Genomic DNA, 19,659 nt, shown 5'->3' with positions numbered 1-19,659 from the left:
AGCCAGTCAACGCTGCACTCTACGGCGAAGGAATGCCGTCATGACGAGTCCGATCAACAACGCCGCCCGCACCACAGCGCAGGGCCATTTCCGCACCTTGCGTCTCGGCACGCCGTTCCAGCCGCGCATCGATGCGGTGGCCAAAACTCAGGACTGGTACAATTGGGCCGGCTATCGCGCGCCGCATTCGCTGTGGGACGAGGAACTCGAATATTTCTCCATCCGCAGCCAGGCGGCTTTGTTCGACATCTCGCCGATGACCAAATACCGGATCGAGGGTCCGGATGCCGAAGCCTTCCTCGATCGCGTCACGCTGCGCGATGTCACCAAGCTGAAACCGGGCCGCGTCCACTACACCGCATGGTGCGACGACGAAGGTTTTGTCCTCGATGACGGCACGCTGTTCCGGCTGTCGCCGACCCGCTTCCGCCTGTGTTCGCAGGAGCGGCACCTGCCCTGGCTGCTGGACAGCGCGACCGGCTTCGAGGTGACAGTCGAGGAAGAGACTGGAAGCGTCGCTGGTCTCGCTCTGCAAGGCCCAACCTCCTTCGCCGTGCTGCACGAGGCGGGTTTCGCCGGCGTTGAAAAACTCAAAGTGTTCGATCTCGCCGAATTCCCGCACGATGGCGGCACTATCACCATCTCGCGCACCGGCTTCACCGGCGATCTCGGCTACGAACTGTTCGTGCCGGCCGAAAAAGCGCTCAGCCTCTGGGACCGCCTGATGACGGCAGGCGAACTGCGCGGCATCCGCGCCATCGGCTACGCCGCCCTCAACCGCGCCCGGCTGGAAGCCGGCCTGATCGTCGCCAATGCCGACTTCACCACCGCAGACCATGCCATTCGCGCCGACCGTCTGCGCATGCCGGACGAGATCGGGCTCGGCTTTATGGTCGACCTGGGAAAAGGCCATTTCAACGGCCGCCGCGCCATCCTCGAAGCCCGTGCCAAACGCAGGCTGCGCCACATGCTGGTCGGGCTGGAGATCGAAGGCAACATCCCGGCCGAGCACGCCATCGTCTACCACAAGAAGCATCAGGAGGTCGGGCTGGTCAGCGCCGCCATCTGGTCGCCGATGGCCAAGCGCAATATCGCCATCGCCTCGCTGACGCGTCCCTATGGTGATACGATGGTGGAAGACCTCTGGGTCGAGATCTACGCCATGCGCGAGTTGCAGTACCAGAAGCTGATGAAGCGGGCCAAGGTGGTGGCCCGTCCTTTCATCAAGCTCGACCGCCGCACCGCCAATCCGCCGGCGGATTTCTGATCATGGCCGACGAACCGGATGATGAGACGGAAGCCGCCGAACAGTGGCAGCTGGTCAACACGCCGCTCGGCGAAAAATGGTCGGGTCGTACCCGCTATGCCGCCGCCATGTACTTCTACAAGCGCGGCGAAATGAGCGCCGAGACGCTCGAAGTCTACCGCATCTGCGCGCGGTTGGACTGGGAGAACCCGCTGCCGATGATCAGGGATCGCGGCGGCCAGGATTGGCTGAAGCGCATGGGCGCTTAAGCCTCAGCCTATGGTTCTTTCGAGAACGCTCAGCCAGTTGCGATAGGCGATCTTCTCGATCAACGCGCGTCCGAAACCGCGCGCGGCCAGCGCATCTATCAGCTTCGGCAGACCGGCAACGTCGCCGATGACCGCCGGGATCATGGCGCCGTCGAAATCGGAGCCGAGACCGACGCCGTCCTCGCCCAGCGCCTGCAGCAGCGAGTCGACATGGCGCACCATGATGTCGAGGCTGGTGTCCGAGTTCATCCGTCCGTCTTCGCGCAGGAAGCCGGTGGCGAAGTTGAGCCCGACCATGCCGCCGGTCTCGCGGATAGCGCCGAGCTGCCAGTCCGTCAGGTTGCGCGAATGGGTGCACAGCGCATGCACGTTCGAATGGGTGGCGACCAGCGGCGCATCGCTGAGTGCGGCGACATCGCGAAAGCCCTTTTCGTTGAGATGCGACAGGTCGACCATGATCTTGAGCTGATTGCAGGCCTTGATCAGCGCCTTGCCGGCATCGGTCAGCCCCGGTCCGGTATCGGGCGACGACGGAAAGCGGAACGGGACGCCGTGGCCGAAGGCGTTGGGGCGGCTCCAGACAATGCCGAGCGAGCGCAGGCCGGCTTCGTAGAGCACGTCGAGCAAGGTAAGTTCGGGATCGATCGCCTCGACGCCTTCAATATGAAACACCGCCGCGATCGAACCTTTCGCCATCGCCTCGCGAATGTCACCGGCACTGCGGCAGACGGTCAGCGCCCCCGCTCGCTCCAGCCGAAACAGGATCGAGGCCATGCCGATGGTGGAATTGAGCGCATCAGCGCGCGGCAGTTCCGGCGGCAACGGCTCATTGTCGCTCGGCGCCGGCGGCACCGCAGAGCGTTTGCTCTTCTCGACCGGCGGTGGAAAGATCGCGAACATGCCGCCGGCAAAGCCGCCCTTCTTGGCGCGCGGCAGATCTATATGACCGCCCTGCGTCCCCTCGATGAACAGCTTTTCGACGTCTGTGTCTTTCGACTGGTACAGTCGCAGCAGCGTGTCGTTGTGGCCGTCGAAGACGGGGACGAGATCGGATTCGGTCATCAGGAAGCCATTCGGTCAGTTGGCAGGAGCGGACGAACCGCAGCGAACTGTGTACTTAGGCAAGAAGGCCGAACTGCGCAAATGCCAGAGAGGCGTTCGCTCTTGTGGCTGAGCGACTCCGACCACCTGCCGGTCCCCGCTGCTTCGCAGCGTCCCGGCGTTCGCCGGCCTTTCATCATGCCACCGGCACGATGAATTCGCCTGCGGCGAACCGGCTGCTCACCCCACAAGGGGGGAAGGGAAAAAGGTCTATTGCTTCAGCACATCCGCCCATTCCGGATGGCGGCGGAACTGGGCGTTGGCGAAGGGGCAGAGCGGGATGATCTTCTTGCCCACTGCCCGCGCGTCCTCGACGGCGCGTGTGACAAGCCGAAGGCCGGCGCCCTGGCCGCGAAACACGTCCGGCACTTCGGTGTGATCGATGATGATCTGGTGCTCGCCGACCTTGGTGAAGGTCATTTCCGCCTCGGCGCCACCGGGCCTGCGCAGGACATAACGTCCCTTCGAGCCGCGGTCCTCGAGTTCGATCTCAGGCAATTCGTCAGGCATCGCTTGCTCCTTCAACCGGCGCATCGGCAAAAAGCCGCCTCGACGCTTCGATCTCGTTTGGCCGAATTTCGTGGCCGCCATCGTGCCACTCCACTGTGACATCGGCGCCATCGGCGCGCAAATAGGCCTCCAGCCGGGATGTCAGGTTGGGCGGGCAGATCGGGTCGCGCTTGCCGGCGGTGACCAGGATGCGGCGTCCGGCAAGGCTGCCCTGCACCTGCGGTTCGAACGGGATCAGCGGGTGCATCAGCACCGCCGCATCGAACAGCTCGGGCGCGGCGAACATTACGGACGCCAGGATGTTGGCGCCGTTGGAATAGCCGAGACCCAAGACCGAAGATGGCCTTGCCGCTGCCACCTGCGCCTTGATGAAACCGGCCATCTTGGCGGTCGCCCGCGCGAGGTCGTCCATGTCGTAGACGCCCTCGCCGGTGCGGCGGAAGAAACGCGCCGCACCATGCTCGGAAACATCGCCGCGCGGCGATACGATCGTCGCCTGTGGCGCGAGGTCGCGCCCGAGCGACAGCAGCTGGCTCTCGTCCGCGCCGGTGCCGTGAAAGACGAAGAGCAGCGGGCCGCCGGGCGAACCCGGCAGCGCCTTGTGGATGTAAGCTTCCTTGCTCATCGTCTCAGCCTTCCAGCTTCTGCAGATGCTCTTCAAGATAGGGCCGCAGATGCTGGTGCTGCGTCGGCAGTTTCAGGGCTTCGCCGAGATGGGCGGTATCCTCGTCGCGGTCGAAGCCCGGCTCATTGGTGGCGACTTCGAACAGCACGCCGCCCGGCGTTCGGAAGTAGATCGCCCAGAAATAGTCGCGGTCGATCACCGGCGTCACGCCATAACCCGTATCGATCAGCGCCTTGCGCACTTCGAGCTGCTGGGCGCGGTTCTCCACCGCGAAGGCGACATGGTGGACCGAGCCGGCGCCGAGATTGGCAAAGCCCGCGGTAGGAAGCGATTCGATATCGACGACATCAGCGCCGTTGCCGTTCTTGATGGCGAGCCGGCTGACACTGCCGGACTTGTCCACTTGCTCATAGCCCATGAACTTCAACAGCTCTTCCGTGGCGCCACCATCCTTCAATCTGAGCGAGACCGAGTGGAAGCCGCGTATCGCCTCATCAGCGGGAATGCCGCCTTTCAACCATGGCGCGCGGCTGTCCGCCTTGTCTTCGACCAGCGCGAAACCGTCGCCGTCGGGACCGGCGAAGGCCAGCCGCTTCTCGCCGAACGTCTCTTCGCGGGAGACACCCGCAACGCCTTCATCGGCGAAGCGCTTTTCCCAATAGCCGAGCGTGCCGGCCGGCACCGAATAGGCCGTGGTACCGACTTCCCCGACGCCATGGCGGCCCCTGGCAATGTCCGGGAACGGAAAATAGGTCATCACCGAGCCGGGCGTACCGTGCTCGTCACCATAATAGAGGTGATAGACATCTGGCGCGTCGAAGTTGACGGTCTTCTTGACCCGGCGCAGGCCGAGCTTGTGCGTGAAGAAATTATTGTTCTGGCGCGCATCGCCGGCCATCGACGTCACGTGATGCAGGCCCTTGATCTGGTCGAGCATTGTCTTGCTCCTTCCCTTCGGTTTGCGGCTCTTGCCGCTGTCCACGCCTATATGAGGGGCCGCCTGGCAATGGCAAAGGCGGCAAACTCAGAATGGACTGTATCCCAATAGTGAACAGCAGGAAATTTTCGTTCACCATTTAAGCAAGACTGACAGGCTTGCGCTGCCGCCAAATTCCGGTTCATTGAACGTCTTCCCGACGTGACAGGATAGAGCATTGGCCGCGAAAAGCAGACGCCCGAACATCCTATTGATCTCCTGCGACCAATGGCGGGGCGATTGCCTGTCGGCTGCCGGCCATGCCGTGGTGAAGACGCCGAATGCCGATGCGCTCGCCGCCGAAGGCGTCCTTTTCATGCGGCATTACGGCGGCGCGGCGCCCTGCTCGCCGGCCCGCGCGTGCCTCTACACCGGCCTCTACCAGATGAACAATCGCGTCTGCCGCAACGGCACGCCGCTCGACGCCCGCCACGGCAACATGGCGCTTTCGGCCCGCGCCCTCGGCTATGATCCGACTTTGTTCGGCTACACCGACGTCTCGCCCGATCCGCGCACGATGGCGCCGGGCGATCCCCGGCTGAAAAGCTATGAGGGCGTGCTGCCCGGCTTCAGCGTTCGCCAGTTCCTGCCTGAGCATCAGAAACCATGGCTGTCATGGCTGAAGGCACGTGGCGTCGACACCAGCGCGGGCTCTCCCGGCATTCACCGCCCCGTGGGCGGGGAAGCGGGCGACGCCGTGACCAGCGCGCCGCCTGTCTATTCCAGGGACGAGACGCCGACCGCTTTTCTTGCCGGCGAATTCATTCGCTGGCTGGACGAACAGGATTCGCCATGGTTCGCGCATGTCTCCTTCATCAGCCCGCATCCGCCCTTTGTCGTACCGCGGCCCTACAACACGCTGTATGATCCGGCGGACGGACCGCCCTTCCGCCATGTCGAGACTTGGCAGGCCGAGGCGCAAAGGCATCCCTATCTGGCTTACGACCTTGGTCGCCAGAAGCGGAGAAGCTTCCGCCCCGGCACCGACGGCCACGTGCGCGACTGGGGCGACGACAACATCCGGGCCATCCGCGCGATCTATTACGGCATGATCTCGGAGGTCGACGCGCAGCTTGGCCGCATCTGGCAAGCGATCAAGACGGCGAATGCATGGGATGACACCATCATCGTGCTGACTTCGGACCACGCCGAGATGATGGGCGACCATTTCATGCTGGGCAAAGGCGGCTTCTTCGACGGCAGCTATCACATCCCATTGATCGTGCGCGACCCGCGTCACGGCAATGCAGCCGGCTCGACCGTCAACCACTTCACCGAGGCCGTCGACATCTTCCCGACCTTGCTCGATCTGCTGGACGCCGACGCCCAGCTGCATCTCGACGGCCGCTCGCTAAAACCGTTCCTGCAAGATGAACCGCCTAAGGATTGGCGCGACGCGGCGCATTGGGAGTTCGACTTCCGCTCGATTGCCAGCGGTGAGGCCGAACGGCATTTCGGCATCGGCTCGCGCCAGTGCAACCTCGCCGTCATCCGTACGGAAAAATTCAAATACGTGCATTTCGGCGGCGGCCTGCCGCCGCTGCTCTTCGACATGCAGAAGGATCCGGGCGAACTGGCCAACGTTGCCGCCGACCCGGCCTATCTCAGCGTGCGGCTTGAATTTGCCGAGCGACTGCTTGCCTGGCGCGCCGAGCATCTTGACCAGTCGTTGGCGCTTGCAGAGCTGACGGACGAAGGGGTGGTGGATATGTGGTAGGCAGTAGGCAGTAGGCAGTAGGCAGTAGGCGGTAGGCAGTAGGCAGTAGGCAGTAGGCAGTAGAATGTTCTGGCGGCCTGATTGCCTCGTCACTCGGTTTCGCCTACTGCCCAATCCCTACTGCCTATTCCCTTACTGTACCATCATCCGCTGCTGGTCGCGCTTCTCGGCATAGCTGCCCTTGTCATACGCAGCCTGCGCCTGCAGCTGCTCCTTGGTGAAGTTGGTGTAGAGATATTTGTTGCCGTCCTTGTCGGTCATGAATTTGAGCTTGTCCATGCCGACCGCGACCTCCTTGGCGCCGATGCCTAGAAAGCCGCCGACATCGATGATGACGGCATCCGGCTTGCTGTCGGGCGTGAGCACGACGTCGCCGATCTCGCCGACCTTGGCGTCGTTGGCGCCATAGACGGTGGTGCCCTTCAGGTCGTCGCCTCTGATGTTGCCGACCGGCATTTCGGTCAGTGTCGACTTGTCGATCGCTGCCGTTTGCGTCGGATCGGTGGCTTTTGTACCGGCCGGAGCTTCCGCGGTCTTGTCCGCTGGCTGAGCATTGTCAGCCGGTGCAACGGCCGTCGGGGCAGCGGGAGCAGTCGGCTGCGTTGCGTCGGAGGTTGTCGTCACCGGCGCCGGATCATAGGGCTTGCGGTCGAAATCAGGCTGCGCCTGCAGTTCCTCCTTGGTCGTCTGCGCCACCAGCCAGCGATCGCCGTTCTTTTCGGCCCACCGTGCCTTGGCGAAATCATAGGTGACGTTCTTTTCACCCATGCCGAGGAAGCCGCCGACGCCGATCACCAGCGACTGCGCCTTGCCATCCTTGGTCAGCACGATGTCATTGACGTCGCCGATATTCTGGGCATCGTCGCCAGTGCCATTGTAGACATTCTCGCCGATGATGTTGGTTGCGAGATTGCCGTCAGCGCGTTTCACCGCCGGTTCTGACGGCGCGGCGTTGAGATCAACCGGCTTCTGCGGGTCGTTCTGCGCCGTGGAAGCAGGCGCCGGGGCCGGATCGTAAGGCTTACGGTCGAAGTCGGGCAGCGCCGTCAACGCTTCTTTCGTCGTCTCGGCGACGAGCCAGCGATCACCATTCCTCTCGACCCATTGCAACTTGCCGTAGTCGAAGGCGACGTTCTTGCTGCCTATGCCGAGGAAGCCGCCAACGCCGATAATGGCGGATTTCGCCTGGCCGTTTTCATCGAGGACGACGTCGCTGACGTCACCGATCTTCTGCGCATCGTCGCCAGTGCCATTGTAGACAGACTCGCCGATGATATTGGTCATCAGCGCGCCGTCGGCCTGTTGCGGCGCCGGCGCGATGGTAGCAGGGGCTTCAGCCGGCGCTGGGGTCGTCGCCGGGGTCGTCGTTGACTGCGCAAACGCACCGGTAGCGATCAGCGTTGCCAGTGCGGTCGTCGCGAACAGTGTGCGGATCATGATTAAGTCTCCTCTTGCGTGATCTCATGTGCGCCGCAATCGGCAAACCACTTGCCGGGAGACCGAAGGCGGCGCCTCCAATGGGATCACAACGTTGTGACAAGGCGCTTGTTCCGAAAAAACGGGAGCATCGAAATACCCTGGGCAAGTCCGCGGAATCGCCCGACATTCCCACCCGGCCGATGGAACCTTTCCCAAGCTTGCCCGTTTCAGCCTGCGGCTGGCATTCCGGCCGCTAAAGAATACGGAGTGGGGCATGCGATTTGCAGCGGTGCTGAACCGGGACGGCGGCACCTTGCGGACCACCGATCTTTCAGCGCTAACCGACCGGATGCGCCAGACGCTCGAGGCGGCTGGTCACTCCATCGAGATCGACATCGTCGCCGGCAAGGAGATTGTCGCGGCGCTCGACAAGGTCGCCGCGCGGCGCGACTTCGACGTCGTGCTGGCCGGTGGCGGCGACGGCACCATTTCGGCCGCCGCGGGGCGGCTGATGAATGGCAAGAAGGCGCTGGCCGTCCTGCCTGCAGGAACAATGAACCTGTTCGCCCGCGGCCTTGGAATTCCGCAGACCATCGATGGCGCGCTGAAGTCCTTTGCCGACGGCGAGATCATGGCGGTTGATATCGCGAGCGCGAATGGCCGGCCGTTCGTGCATCAGTTCTCGATCGGCCTGCACGCCAGGATGGTGAAGCTGCGCGACAATATGGAATTCGCCTCGCGCCTGGGAAAGATTCGCGCTTCGGCCAAGGCCGCCTGGACTACGATCAACAATCCTCCCGCCATGAAGGTGACATTGACGGTCGGCGAAGCCGAGATCGTGACCCGCATCAGCGGCATCGGCATTTCCAACAATCTGTTTGGCGAAGGCCATCTGCCTTATGCCGACAATCCTGCCGGCGGCGTGCTCGGCATCTATGTCACCGTGGCGCGGCAGCGTGGCGAGCTGGTCAGGGCGCTCTTCGACATGGCTCGAGGCAGGTGGCGCGACAGCGATCATGTCGAAACTCATCAGGCCGACAAGGCAATCGTGAAGATCCATACAGGGAGCAAGAAATTCGGCGCCGTCATCGACGGCGAACTGGTCAAGCTGGAGCGCGAAACGACAATCCAGATCCACCCTGGCGCACTGAACGTCCTGGTTCCGGCGCAAGCCGCCCAGGCGAAGGCCGCCTGATGCGATTACGAATGACGCGGAAAACCCTAGCCGCCCGACTGCCCCTCGCCGGCTGGCGCGCTCTGGTTGGCCGGCGCGCTCTGGCCGGTGGGCTGCCCCTGGCTTTCAGGGGTATCTGGATCGATCTTTTGGCCATAAATCTCGGCCGCTCCCCAAGCAATGAAAGCCAGGAGCAAAGCGGCGACCAATATGCGCAGGCCGTGCCAACCCCACCGCCCCTGACGGGCTTTGTTTTCAGGGGCGATCTTGGTCATTGGCGGCGTTCCTATCGCGCAACCGGGATGGTGGATAAAACCATCGCCGGCGAAACATGGTGGGGTAACGATTGCTTGCTACAAAAGTTCCGGCGCGCGACGACGGCCGCGCGAGATGCGCGCCGCCGCAGGTGGGGCCTGCAAGCGAGGGGGCTTGGTGGATAGCAAGGTGGCGAAGCAGGCTGGTTTGCCGGTTGAGGTCCGCCGCGCCGTGGCGGCGCCGGAGCGGCTTGCCGTACTGCATAGGCTTGACGCGATCGACACCGACTCCGATCCCGACTTCGATCGCATCACCGGCCTTGCCGCAGCCGTGATGCAGGCGCCGATCGCGCTCGTCACGCTGCTCGACACCGAACGACAGTGGTTCAAATCCTGTGTCGGCTTCAACGAGACCGAAACCGCGACCGACATATCGTTCTGCGCCCATACCATTGCCGCCGGCGACGAGCCCATGGTGGTGCCGGATGCCAGCATCGACCCTCGCTTCTCCCGCAACCCACTGGTCACCGGCGAACACCATGTCCGCTTTTATGTCGGCGCGCCGATGGTGGTCGCCGGCGCGCGCGTCGGTACGGTGTGCGTATTCGACCGGGAGCCGCATGAACTTCCGTCCGCTGCCGCGCTCGATCATTTGAAATCGCTGGCCAGCCTCGCCGCCAGCCTGTTTACCCTCAAGGACGCCACCCGCAGCGGCGCCATTGCCACGGCTGCTTTGGCGCAGGAGGAAAAGCGCCGAGCCATAGCGCTCGATGCCGCCTCGCTCGCCAGTTGGGCCTGGGATATCCGCACCGACATGATCGAATGCGACGTGCGTTTGTCGGAGCTGTTCAACCTGCCGCGTTCGAACTGGCTGCGGGCGCGCGACATTTTGGCCGCCATCGACCCGCGCGACGTCTACCAGACCGAGACGCGCTTTCGCGATGCCCTGACCGGCAGCGACGACTATTTCGGCGAATACCGGGTCAAAGGCTTCGATCCGCCGCGCTGGATAGTCACCCGCGGCCGCGTCATCGAGCGCGACGGCGAAGGCAAGCCGACGCTTATCTTTGGCGTCAACTACGACATCTCGGAACGCAAGCTCGGCGAGGACCGGCAAAGGCTGCTGCTGCGCGAGCTCAACCATCGGGTCAAGAACACGCTGGCGACGGTGCAGGCGCTGGCGACGCAGACCGTTCGCCACGCTCGCCGCCCAAGCGAATTCCTGGAAGCCTTCGGCGCCAGGCTGCAGGCGCTGGGCGCTGCCCATAACCTGCTGTCGGATCGCGAATGGCGCGGCATCGGTATTCGCGAACTGATGCAGATCGAGGTCAAGCCGTTCGATTCGGCAGAACGGCCGCGCATCGTGATCTCCGGTCCGGAGCTGCTGCTTTCGCCCGACCAGGCGGTGGGGCTCGGCCTGATCATGCACGAACTGGCCAGCAACGCGCTGCAATACGGATCGCTGTCGGTTGGCTCGGGGAAGGTCGATGTCGACTGGATGGCGGCGGGCAAGAAAGGCGCGCACCGCCTTGTGCTGACCTGGATCGAAAGCGGCGGGCCGAAAGTCGACCCGCCGGAACGCCAGGGCTTCGGCTCTATCCTGATCCGCCGCAGCCTCGCCAAGGTTTTGTCGAGCGAAGTGACCCACGAATTCCGCAGCGAAGGCGTGTTCGCCGAAATATCGATGCCGCTTGAAGATCTGCCGGCTTAAAGCAATTTCAGAAGTGCGAAGCGGTTTTCCCGGGAACAGCGTATCAGCGCGACGCGCTTTAGTCGGCTTCGCTGTCTGGATCGCCCGGATCCGGTTTGACGTTCTCGCGGTAGATGGCATAGGCCGCGAGCGCGATCATCGGGCCGAGAATGACGCCCTTCCCGCCTTTCCCCTTGAGCAAGGCCGGCAGCACGGCAAGCGCCGCGGTGATACCGAGCGCCTTCAGGTCGGCATTGCGCCTTCGCGCACGTCGGCGTGCACGCGTTCCAGCCGCAAGTTGATGAATGAGCACGATAAGCCCGGCCAGTACCAGGAAACCAGCGGCGAAGCCAAGACAGGCGGCCATCGAGCCATAACGGTCAGCCGCCCAGATGTAGGCCGCCCCCAGGAGAAACCCGAGGCCGCACAGGGCAGCCACGGCGGCGAGCCCGTAGACGATTGCCGCCGTGCGCGCGCGGCGCATGGCGGCAATGGCTTCACCCGAGGCCAAGGCCGAGATAAGCGGTGCCAGCATGCCCATCTCTGTCGAAACTAGCGCCGGGCAAGAAGCGCAAACAGGAAGCCGACGCCGGCCGCGATCGCCAGTGAAGTGACCGGCTTCTCGCGCACATTGGCCGTGATCTGGGCCTCAAGATCCTTGGCGTTGCCACGCAGGCTGTCGAAGACGGCTTCACCCTGGGCGCGCAACTGGTCGACGCCTTCGGCAGCAGCGCGCCGCGCCGTGCCGTAACCATGTTCGCCGGTCTTGGCCAATTGCTTGGTCAACTTTTCGATATCCGCCTTCAACTGCCGAATGTCGGCTTCCAGGTCGGCGTTCGTCTGACTTTCGTTGGCGGTTTTTCCTGCGGCAGTTGCCATTCTAAACTCCTTGCGTTTGCTTGGCTTCAAACGCCCGACACACGTCATGGTTCCGAAATCGGAGACCGTATCCATGAAAGGGTGTTTGCAAGTGCGAGTCCAGCCCCAGATGGAGGCCTGCCTGTCAGATCAGCGGCCGACGGCCTTCGCTTAGGCCCTCCCAGCGCGCGAGATCCTTCAGCCCCTCCCCGTCGATCACTTCGCAACCGCCGTCGCGCCAGGCGATCAGCTTGCGATCGATGAGCTTGCGGATCGTCTTGTTGGTGTGGACCAGCGACAGGCCGAGCGTATCGGCGACATGCTGCTGGGTAATCGGGATTTGCACCGGCGCCTTGCCGTTGAGCCCGACTGCCGCCGCGCGGCTGGCGATGAAGGCAATGAGATAGGCGGTGCGCTCGACCGCCGTACGCCGGCCGACGCTGAGCAGGTTCTCGTCCAGCATGCGCTCCTCGCGCGACGCCAGCCAGGTAATGTCGTAGGCAAGGCCCGGATGGTTGCGGTAGAGCTCGTGCAGGTTTTCACGCTCGAAGACGCACAACAGCATGGGCGACAGCGCCTCGACCGAGTGCTGCATTTCGCCCATCAGGCTGCCCTGCAGCCCGATAAGATCGCCGGGCATGGAGTAGTTCAGGATCTGGCGCCTGCCGTCCGACAATAGTTTGTAGCGGAAGGCCCAGCCCGAAAGCACGGTGTAGAGATGAGCACTTTGGCTGCCTTCGACCAGCACTGTGGCGCCCTTGTCGACGGCCAGTTCGCCCTTCTTGAACATGCTGACATAGGCAAGCTCCTGCTTCTCGAATTCCCGGAACACCGGCAATGGCCGAAGCGGGCAGATCTCGCATGGGTACTGACGGCTGGAAAACGAACGACCATTCTGGCCAGACATTTCGATCCCTCTTTCGAACGTCTCTTGCCAGAGACTGAGTGCTACGCTTTTGCAAGGCCGCGGTTCCGCTGCCGATGGCATGTCTTTTTTAAATGACAGGATGGCAAATAGCGATCATGACTCGCTACACTCCACTGAGGCGAATTCGAAGCCCGCTTGTGGAGTAGAGCCGGTGGGCGAACTTTTCGGATTAAGGCCTGACCGATCCCCCAAGGTCCGCGATGCGGTTGACTGGAGTCACTGTACCCGATGCTGCAAGAATTGAGGAGAGATTGCCAAGTGCCGCCATTGCTTGAGGGATTGCGAATTCTTGTCTTGGAGGATGAATTCCTGATCGCCATGGATGTCGAGCAGCTTTGCCGCGACCATGGCGCGAACGACGTAGTGATTGCCCGCGCTCTGGCCGAGATCGATGAGCAGAAGGTCGTTGGCGAGTTCGACGCCGCTATCGTGGACCTCATGCTGGGCGGAACGTCCACACTCGATTTTGCCGCGCGGTTGCGCCAATCGGGCCTGCCGTTTGTCTTTGCCTCCGGCTATTCGGACCCCGATGAGATCAAAGGGTCTTTTCCCGGCATCCGCCTGGTCACCAAGCCCTATTCGGGGACCGATCTCGTCGAGGCTCTGGCGGCGGCCTGCGGCCGCGCGCCAGTCTGAGATATCTTCGATGCGTATGTGTAGAGAGCCCAGGCCCGCAAACGGGCCCTCCGCCGTCAGGCAGCGTTTGAACCCGTCACCTGGGACGAGATCGCGTCCGGCCCGTATTCGTCTTCGCCGGAGATTTTGAGGATCTCCTGCAACCGCGTGCGGGCCCGGCTGACCCGGCTCTTGATCGTTCCGACCGCACAGCCGCAGATTTCGGCGGCCTCTTCATAGGAAAAGCCTGAAGCGCCGATGAGGATGATGGCTTCGCGCTGGTCCTCGGGGAGTTGCTCGAGCGCGCCGCGAAAATCCTTGAGGTCAAGCTGGCCGTGCTGAGCCGGATGAACGGCAAGCCTGGCCGTCATGATGCCGTCGCTGTCCTGCACCTCGCGGCCGCGCTTGCGCATCTGGGAATAGAACTCGTTGCGCAGGATGGTGAACAGCCATGCCTTGAGATTGGTGCCGGGCTGAAAGCTCTCATGCTTGTCCCAGGCCTTGACCAGCGTCTCCTGCACCAGATCGTCGGCCTTGTCGGCATTCTGCGTCAGCGACACGGCAAAGGCCCGCAGGCTCGGGATCGAGCCGAGCAGGTCGGTCTTGAACCCTTGTGAGACAGCTGCCATGCCTCAGTCCTTCTTCTGTGCGGGTTCGGCCTTTTCCAGTTGGCTGAGCAACTGGGCAAAGCGATCCGGCACATTGTCCGAGACCAGTTCGTCATAATACTGTTTGAGTTTGCGGCCGATTTCCGAATTCGCCCCGAGCGGGTCGCCGGAATTGGCCCGGCGCCTGTCAGCGGCGCCAGCCAGCGTTTCTTTATTCATGTCCTTCATTTCGCCCTTAAACCCAGCGCCCCGAGCCGCCCCATTACACAACGCAAAGCGGCCCCCTCGTCTGGTTGCCCATCGCACCACAAACGTCGCCCGTACGGTTTCGTTCCACAAGTCTCGGAACTTTTTCGCAAAACCCGCGTTTGGGTGTTGGGGCTTGCAATCAGCTTGACCTGCAATCTATGCAATCACGTCATCTGAGGGAGACGTCTACCATGAGCCTTTCCGCAACCATCGCTCCGCACCTGCCGTTCCTGCGCCGCTTTTCACGCGCCGTATCCGGATCGCAGGAGAGTGGCGATGCGCTGGTCGCCGCGATGCTCGAAGCCATCATCGCCGACGTCGACATCTTCCCGCAAGCGTCAAGCGACCGCATCGCGCTCTACAAGGTATTCGCCAAACTGTTCACCTCCATTGCCATCCGCGTTCCGCAGGAGCAGGCGCAATCGGCATGGGAGCAGCGCGCCGCCGCCAATCTGAACGCCATTGCGCCACGGCCACGCCAGGCTTTCCTGCTGGTCGCGGTCGAAGGCTTCGGTGAAGACGAGGCAGCTGAAATTCTCGATGTCGACGCCAAGGAATTCTCCGAACTGCTTGCCCAGGCGAGCAACGAGATCTCTCGCCAGGTGGCGACCGATGTGCTGATCATCGAGGACGAGCCGCTGATCGCCATGGACATCGAGGAAATGGTCGAGAGCCTCGGCCACCACGTGGTCGGAACCGCGCGCACCCATACCGAGGCGGTGGCGATGTTCGGCAAGACAAGGCCGAAGATGGTGCTGGCCGACATCCAGCTTGCCGATGGCAGCTCGGGTATCGATGCGGTCAACGAAATCCTGTCGTCGACTTCGGTGCCGGTAATCTTCATCACCGCCTTCCCCGAACGTCTGCTGACCGGCGAGCGGCCTGAACCGGCCTTCCTCGTCACCAAGCCGTTCAATCCCGACATGGTCAAGGCGCTGATCAGCCAAGCGCTGTTCTTCGACCGGCAGGCCAAGGCCGCCGCGTGAAGTAGGGCCTTCAATCTCCAACTTTTCGCCGCCTCGCAGAGTTGGCGGCACTGGCGATCGCCTAACCCGGCGATCGGCGGCTGCCCGTCGCGCCGTATGGCGCTCACGCGCGCGAATCAATTCGCGTCCGGGCCCCTTCCAAAGACCTTCTTTTTCGGCAAATGGTGGAACAAACAGCAATCACTCACGTTCTTGATCCAGTATCGGAAGGAGACAGATCATGCTCTACTGGGCGCTCGTATTTCTCGTCGTGGCGATCATCGCCGGCGCGCTTGGTTTCGGCGGCATCGCCGGTACCTCGGCCGGTATCGCGCAAATATTGTTCTTCATCTTTCTCGCCTTCCTCGTCATCTCGCTTCTGGCCGGCCTGTTCAGACGGGCATCGTAGGAGCGGGCGAAGAACACTGGAAGCCGCACCCCTCAAACGGTTTCCAGCCACCGCCGGGCGATGTCCTCCAACGGGACATCGTCCGGCGGACCTTTTCTGGGGACCTACTCAGGAACTGAGTCCAAGTGAATCGTTCGGTCCTGATCAGGTGGACAGGTGATTGATGCGTTCCATTGGCGGAGGCGAGAGCGGACAGGGCGACGAGGTGATCGCACTGCACCCGGCTGAAAGCGGAATGCAGCTTGGCCGGGCCTTGCTTCACGCTCTGCACAATGCCGGCATTTCCGTCCTCTATCAGGATCGTGAATTGAAGACTGTATGGGCCCGCAACATGCGTGCGCCGTGGGTTTCCGACACAGCCGACAGCAACGGCGCGTTGCCACCGGCGCAAGCTGAGCAAATCGCCGCCGCCAAAAGCAATGTGATCGCTTCCGGCAATCCGGAACGCCTTGAACTGAGTGTTCCCACCGGTGATGGCATGCGCTGGTTCCAGGTATGGGTCGATGCCGATCGGGGCCATCGCGGCGACGTGCAGGGCGTCGTCACCACGATGGTGGAAACCACCGAGCAGAAACGCCGCGAACAGACGCTGAAGACGCTGTTGCGCGAAGTCAGCCACCGCTCCAAGAACCTGTTGGCTATCATCCAGAGTATTGCCACCCAGACCGGCCGCTATTCCGAGACACCGGACGATTTCCTGAAGCGCTTTCGCGGCCGCCTGCAGTCACTGGCTTCCTCGCAGGACCTGGTGACGTCGTCGAACTGGCGGGGTGCAGCACTTCGCGAGCTTATCCGCGGCCAGGTCGTTCGCTACGGCGCCGATCCCGCGCAGAGCCTGCGCTTCAATGGCGTCAACCCCTACCTCAATCCCAACGCGGCCATTCATATCGGCCTGGCCATGCACGAACTCGCCGTCAATTCATTCAGCTACGGCGCCCTGGCGCGGCCGGACGGCTTTGTCGAGGTAACCGCCGATCTGTCGAACGTCGCAGAGGCCGCAGACAAGCCGGCTTTGTCGCTGACCTGGGTCGAGGCCATTGTCGCCAATGATAACAGGCGCACCGAGAAACGCTTCGGCAGCGTTGCCCTCGAACGTGTCGTGCCGGCATCGCTGAACGGCACGGCGACGCTGGAGATCACCAGTGACCGCCTCGAATATCGCCTCGTCGTTCCGCACGGCAATTTCGAAACCGAATGAGCGGCGGGATTCCTTAACCGGCTGTTCACCATAAAATCCGATGCTGTGGTTCCCAGAGATTGCTGGATCTTGACCGATTCAACCGATGTTTCGGCCGCAGCCTGCAACGCGAGTATGGGAGGAATGATCATGACGGTTGCCGATATGAACAGGCTGGAGCAGGCCGCCCGGGTGTCGATGAGCGGCTTTCAGGATCCTGACGCTTCAGCCTCGCCTTTGCAGCACGCCTGGCATCCCTTGCTTCGCGTCGCCGCTGTCGCGCTCGTCGCCGCTGTTGTGCTGATCGTGGCGTCGCAATTGGTCTGAGCCAGATGCTCAGGTTCACGCTGCTCCCAAGCAGCCTGGCTCAGAAACTGTCCAGCTCGTAGCCGACCAATTATTAACGCCCCTTTCGGCACAGGAACTTTGACGGCTGTGGACCGTTCTTATGGCGAGAGGACGTGTCGCCGTGGAACACATCGCCGCTTTGCTTTTGGTAATTGGCTGTTCGAACAACATGACCGAATGCCGTGAACTGCCGGTGCCGGTCAGTGTTTTCGAAACCGCCGAAGCATGCACGGCAGAACGTCCATTCGCTGCCGGCGACGTGCAGGGTCAGGCCGAGCACGTCGTTGCCAAATGTCTTACGGTCGACCCCGCGCTGGAAGATGATTACGACCAGATCGTCTGGAACGTGCGCCCGGACGGCACCCTCGACGCGTCTTTGCAGATTTCCAGTGTCGTGGTCGCGTCGAACGCCACGCGCCGCGAAAAAGACTCTCTTAGCCAACAATAAGATCGAGCGGGCAAAGGCTGCTGTTTCGTGCTAAATAGCGGCTGGAGCTTACTAAAGTGAGGACAAAAGTGAGGAGAGATTCTATGCGGAAATTGATTATTGCCATGGTTGCGGTGGTCGCCGTCAGCGGCTGCAGCACGACCGAGCAGGATGTCGGTGTCGGCGCCGGTGTCGGTGCTTTGGCCGGCGGACTGATCGGCGGCGGCAAGGGTGCGCTGATCGGCGCAGCCGTTGGCGCCGGTTCCGGCCTGCTGGTGCGCAACCTGCGCAACGGCTATTGCCAGTATCGCGACAATCGCGGCCGGCTCTACACCGCTCGCTGCTGATCCGCTTCAAAAGCGTCAGACAATCGCGACGGAGACCGGTCAGCCGGTCTCCGTTTGTTTGACTGCATCAGGCTGCGGGATCCTGATTTCCACCGTAAGCCCATCGATGCGAAAATCTCGGGCAATCGTGCCGCGCAATTCGCGCGTGACATTGAGGTCGATCAGCTTGGTGCCGAAGCCGGTCTTCGCCGGCGCTTCGAGTTCCTTCTGCCCGGCCTCGCGCCAGTTCAGAACCAGCATCCGCTCGGACCCGCGCCCCTCGAACGACCAGTCGACCTTGAGCGCACCCACGGAATTGCCGGCCTCGCCATATTTCAGCGCATTCGTCGCCAGTTCGTGAAAGGTCAGGCCAAGCGCCTGCGTCGTCCTCTCGTCGAGCAGCACCTGAGGCCCTGACAATATCCCTTCCGGAAGCTCCTTGCCGAACACCTGGCCGAGCTCGATGCGCAGCAGGTCGCCAAGATCGGCCTTCTGCCAGCGCGAACGCGTCAGCATATCCTGGGAAGCCGCCATTGCCTGCAGGCGGGCTGAGAAGGAAGTTGAGAACTCCTTCACGTCGGTTGCTTGCGCTGCCGTCTGGCGCGCAATCGCCAGCACCCGCGTGATCGAATTCTTGATCCGATGCTTCATCTCCTGCAGCATCAAATCCTTTTCGAGCAGGCTTTTTTCCGTCGTTTCATGCAGCAGCGACTTGGCGTCGTAGGCGCGCTCCTGGTAGCGCGCCACCAACGCGATGGCCCCGGCCAGAAGCAGGCCGAACAGCCCGAGCATGACCGGAATGGCGCGCGAGGACGGTTGCGAAAATGCACTTGTCGGCCGAAACAGCACCGTCCACGGCCGACCGGCGACGATGATCTTGCGCGTCACCAACAGCCTGTCGCCAAAGCTCGCAACCGGCGGCGTTTCCGACTGGAACAGAAGATTGTCGGCGTCGGCCGTGCCGTCATAGACCGCGGTGTTGACCGGCAGCAAAGGCGTGCGGCTGAGCGCGGTCTGGAACAGGTCGCGGGCGCGGAAGGCCGCGTAGAGAAGGCCTGATGTCGATGATCTGGACGCATTGATACCATCCGGCGCGGTTTCGACATTGAGCCTGACGAAGACCAGGAAACCGGTAAAGGTCTGCGCCGCGCCAGTGTCCTGGCCGAGCTGGACCAGACCGCTTGCGTGCTGTGCGTCATCGGCCATCGCTTTTTCGATCGCCTCGCGCCGCACCGGCTCGGTGAACATGTCGTAGCCGATGGTGGATTCGTTGGCAGGGTCGAGCGGCTCGAACAGCACGACGGGCGTGCGCCATGGCTGTGTCGTGTCCGGATAGACCGTGTGGGCGGCGCCGCGGTCGCGCAACATGTCGCGCTCGACCGCCGCTTCGTCACCGGTCTTGGCCAGCCTGAGATAGCCGATGCCGCGCAGGCCGGCGAAATTGTTATCGACATCGAGGGCGCTGAAGAAGGCCTTGAATTCGCTACCTGAAATCTCGCCATTGCGGGCGTCGAACAGCGCCTGCGTCGAGCGCAGCAGTGACAGATGCAGATCGATACGGCTTTCGATGCGGTTGAGCGCGTCGTCGGCCGTCGCCTCGAACTTGATGCGCGCCGCTTCCTGGGTCGCGAAATAGGCGAAGCCCGCCATCGTCAGGCTGATCAGTGCAACGGCAATGAAGGCAAGGATCGGGAAAAACTTCTTCAACGCAGGCCCATGGACGGTTCGGGACCTTTATGGGCAAGTCGCCGCGGCAAGACAATGGCGC

At 62.5% G+C, this 19,659-nt stretch carries 24 protein-coding genes; 12 read left to right on the top strand and 12 right to left on the bottom strand.

Translation table 11 applies throughout. From position 1 onward, the window contains the following. The first annotated feature begins 40 nt into the window (after window positions 1-40). Window positions 41-1,267 carry an aminomethyl transferase family protein gene (locus NKJ80_RS18990; protein ID WP_352498124.1) on the top strand — a complete coding sequence of 409 codons (1,227 nt, stop codon included), beginning with the start codon at window positions 41-43 and terminating at the stop codon, window positions 1,265-1,267. A gap of 2 nt (window positions 1,268-1,269) precedes the next feature. After that, window positions 1,270-1,515: a hypothetical protein gene (locus NKJ80_RS18985; protein WP_023690115.1), complete on the top strand. Its 246-nt coding sequence runs from the start codon at window positions 1,270-1,272 to the stop codon at window positions 1,513-1,515. Window positions 1,516-1,518: 3 nt separating this feature from the next. On the opposite strand, the gene NKJ80_RS18980 is transcribed toward NKJ80_RS18985, so the two are convergent. The 4 genes from NKJ80_RS18980 to NKJ80_RS18965 all read right to left on the bottom strand — a co-directional run bounded on the left by NKJ80_RS18980 (window position 1,519) and on the right by NKJ80_RS18965 (window position 4,688). Continuing rightward, complete coding sequence (locus NKJ80_RS18980) at window positions 1,519-2,577, bottom strand: dipeptidase (RefSeq protein ID WP_352498123.1); 1,059 nt, start codon at window positions 2,575-2,577, stop codon at window positions 1,519-1,521. A 249-nt stretch (window positions 2,578-2,826) separates the two neighbouring features. Continuing rightward, on the bottom strand, window positions 2,827-3,126 hold the full coding sequence (locus NKJ80_RS18975) for a GNAT family N-acetyltransferase (RefSeq protein WP_023730787.1): 300 nt from the start codon (window positions 3,124-3,126) through the stop codon (window positions 2,827-2,829). Continuing rightward, window positions 3,119-3,751, bottom strand: coding sequence for an alpha/beta hydrolase (locus NKJ80_RS18970; protein WP_023730788.1), 633 nt, complete (start codon window positions 3,749-3,751; stop codon window positions 3,119-3,121). Before NKJ80_RS18970 ends, NKJ80_RS18975 begins: the two co-directional genes overlap by 8 nt. 4 nt (window positions 3,752-3,755) lie before the next feature. Continuing rightward, window positions 3,756-4,688 carry a VOC family protein gene (locus NKJ80_RS18965; protein ID WP_023724468.1) on the bottom strand — a complete coding sequence of 311 codons (933 nt, stop codon included), beginning with the start codon at window positions 4,686-4,688 and terminating at the stop codon, window positions 3,756-3,758. Between the two features lie 217 nt (window positions 4,689-4,905). On the opposite strand from NKJ80_RS18965, the gene NKJ80_RS18960 reads away from it, so the two are divergent. Continuing rightward, window positions 4,906-6,444 (top strand): alkaline phosphatase family protein, encoded by a 1,539-nt coding sequence (locus NKJ80_RS18960; RefSeq protein ID WP_031197104.1) that lies wholly within the window; start codon window positions 4,906-4,908, stop codon window positions 6,442-6,444. 132 nt (window positions 6,445-6,576) lie between these two features. Here the strand turns inward: NKJ80_RS18960 and NKJ80_RS18955 are convergent, their stop codons facing one another. Then, window positions 6,577-7,881: a PRC-barrel domain-containing protein gene (locus NKJ80_RS18955; protein WP_023715017.1), complete on the bottom strand. Its 1,305-nt coding sequence runs from the start codon at window positions 7,879-7,881 to the stop codon at window positions 6,577-6,579. 256 nt (window positions 7,882-8,137) lie between these two features. On the opposite strand from NKJ80_RS18955, the gene NKJ80_RS18950 reads away from it, so the two are divergent. After that, window positions 8,138-9,058 (top strand): diacylglycerol/lipid kinase family protein, encoded by a 921-nt coding sequence (locus tag NKJ80_RS18950; protein ID WP_023701350.1) that lies wholly within the window; start codon window positions 8,138-8,140, stop codon window positions 9,056-9,058. Between the two features lie 26 nt (window positions 9,059-9,084). Here NKJ80_RS18950 and NKJ80_RS18945 read toward each other — a convergent pair whose 3' ends face one another. After that, window positions 9,085-9,312 (bottom strand): hypothetical protein, encoded by a 228-nt coding sequence (locus tag NKJ80_RS18945; RefSeq protein ID WP_023683960.1) that lies wholly within the window; start codon window positions 9,310-9,312, stop codon window positions 9,085-9,087. 115 nt (window positions 9,313-9,427) lie between these two features. Here NKJ80_RS18945 and NKJ80_RS18940 point away from each other — a divergent pair, with 115 nt between their 5' ends. After that, window positions 9,428-11,002 (top strand): sensor histidine kinase, encoded by a 1,575-nt coding sequence (locus NKJ80_RS18940; protein ID WP_502902209.1) that lies wholly within the window; start codon window positions 9,428-9,430, stop codon window positions 11,000-11,002. 58 nt (window positions 11,003-11,060) lie between these two features. Here the strand turns inward: NKJ80_RS18940 and NKJ80_RS18935 are convergent, their stop codons facing one another. From NKJ80_RS18935 to NKJ80_RS18925, 3 genes are all read right to left on the bottom strand, one after another. Beyond that, window positions 11,061-11,522 carry a hypothetical protein gene (locus NKJ80_RS18935; protein WP_023683962.1) on the bottom strand — a complete coding sequence of 154 codons (462 nt, stop codon included), beginning with the start codon at window positions 11,520-11,522 and terminating at the stop codon, window positions 11,061-11,063. 11 nt (window positions 11,523-11,533) lie between these two features. Beyond that, window positions 11,534-11,860, bottom strand: a complete 327-nt coding sequence (locus tag NKJ80_RS18930; protein WP_023670092.1) for an ElaB/YgaM/YqjD family protein — start codon at window positions 11,858-11,860, stop codon at window positions 11,534-11,536. Window positions 11,861-11,984: 124 nt separating this feature from the next. Next, on the bottom strand, window positions 11,985-12,746 hold the full coding sequence (locus tag NKJ80_RS18925) for a Crp/Fnr family transcriptional regulator (protein ID WP_023670093.1): 762 nt from the start codon (window positions 12,744-12,746) through the stop codon (window positions 11,985-11,987). Window positions 12,747-13,085: 339 nt separating this feature from the next. On the opposite strand from NKJ80_RS18925, the gene NKJ80_RS18920 reads away from it, so the two are divergent. Continuing rightward, window positions 13,086-13,403: a response regulator gene (locus NKJ80_RS18920; RefSeq protein ID WP_050485906.1), complete on the top strand. Its 318-nt coding sequence runs from the start codon at window positions 13,086-13,088 to the stop codon at window positions 13,401-13,403. A gap of 56 nt (window positions 13,404-13,459) precedes the next feature. On the opposite strand, the gene NKJ80_RS18915 is transcribed toward NKJ80_RS18920, so the two are convergent. Both NKJ80_RS18915 and NKJ80_RS18910 read right to left on the bottom strand, forming a co-directional pair. Further along, entirely contained in the window at window positions 13,460-14,011 is a 552-nt protein-coding gene (locus tag NKJ80_RS18915; protein WP_023670095.1) for a sigma-70 family RNA polymerase sigma factor, read from the bottom strand. Between the two features lie 3 nt (window positions 14,012-14,014). Continuing rightward, on the bottom strand, window positions 14,015-14,218 hold the full coding sequence (locus NKJ80_RS18910) for a NepR family anti-sigma factor (protein ID WP_023670096.1): 204 nt from the start codon (window positions 14,216-14,218) through the stop codon (window positions 14,015-14,017). A 212-nt stretch (window positions 14,219-14,430) separates the two neighbouring features. On the opposite strand from NKJ80_RS18910, the gene NKJ80_RS18905 reads away from it, so the two are divergent. The 6 genes from NKJ80_RS18905 to NKJ80_RS18880 all read left to right on the top strand — a co-directional run bounded on the left by NKJ80_RS18905 (window position 14,431) and on the right by NKJ80_RS18880 (window position 17,912). Continuing rightward, complete coding sequence (locus NKJ80_RS18905) at window positions 14,431-15,225, top strand: response regulator (protein WP_023670097.1); 795 nt, start codon at window positions 14,431-14,433, stop codon at window positions 15,223-15,225. Window positions 15,226-15,445: 220 nt separating this feature from the next. Next, window positions 15,446-15,613 carry a DUF1328 domain-containing protein gene (locus tag NKJ80_RS18900; RefSeq protein WP_023670098.1) on the top strand — a complete coding sequence of 56 codons (168 nt, stop codon included), beginning with the start codon at window positions 15,446-15,448 and terminating at the stop codon, window positions 15,611-15,613. Between the two features lie 163 nt (window positions 15,614-15,776). After that, the gene (locus tag NKJ80_RS18895; RefSeq protein WP_023670099.1) at window positions 15,777-16,811 is read left to right on the top strand and encodes a sensor histidine kinase; all 1,035 of its coding nucleotides are present in this window, start codon (window positions 15,777-15,779) and stop codon (window positions 16,809-16,811) included. 129 nt (window positions 16,812-16,940) lie between these two features. After that, a complete protein-coding gene (locus NKJ80_RS18890; protein ID WP_023683964.1) occupies window positions 16,941-17,117 on the top strand; it encodes a hypothetical protein in 177 nt (58 codons plus the stop codon). Between the two features lie 142 nt (window positions 17,118-17,259). Beyond that, a complete protein-coding gene (locus NKJ80_RS18885; RefSeq protein WP_023670101.1) occupies window positions 17,260-17,586 on the top strand; it encodes a hypothetical protein in 327 nt (108 codons plus the stop codon). Between the two features lie 83 nt (window positions 17,587-17,669). After that, window positions 17,670-17,912: a YMGG-like glycine zipper-containing protein gene (locus tag NKJ80_RS18880; protein ID WP_023670102.1), complete on the top strand. Its 243-nt coding sequence runs from the start codon at window positions 17,670-17,672 to the stop codon at window positions 17,910-17,912. Window positions 17,913-17,951: 39 nt separating this feature from the next. On the opposite strand, the gene NKJ80_RS18875 is transcribed toward NKJ80_RS18880, so the two are convergent. After that, window positions 17,952-19,598, bottom strand: a complete 1,647-nt coding sequence (locus NKJ80_RS18875; RefSeq protein ID WP_023670103.1) for a CHASE domain-containing protein — start codon at window positions 19,596-19,598, stop codon at window positions 17,952-17,954. Between the last annotated feature and the right edge of the window lie 61 nt (window positions 19,599-19,659).

It is taken from the genome of Mesorhizobium sp. M0030, assembly GCF_040323695.1.
Taxonomy (GTDB): domain Bacteria; phylum Pseudomonadota; class Alphaproteobacteria; order Rhizobiales; family Rhizobiaceae; genus Mesorhizobium.
This window is presented reverse-complemented; position numbering and strand designations above follow the sequence as displayed.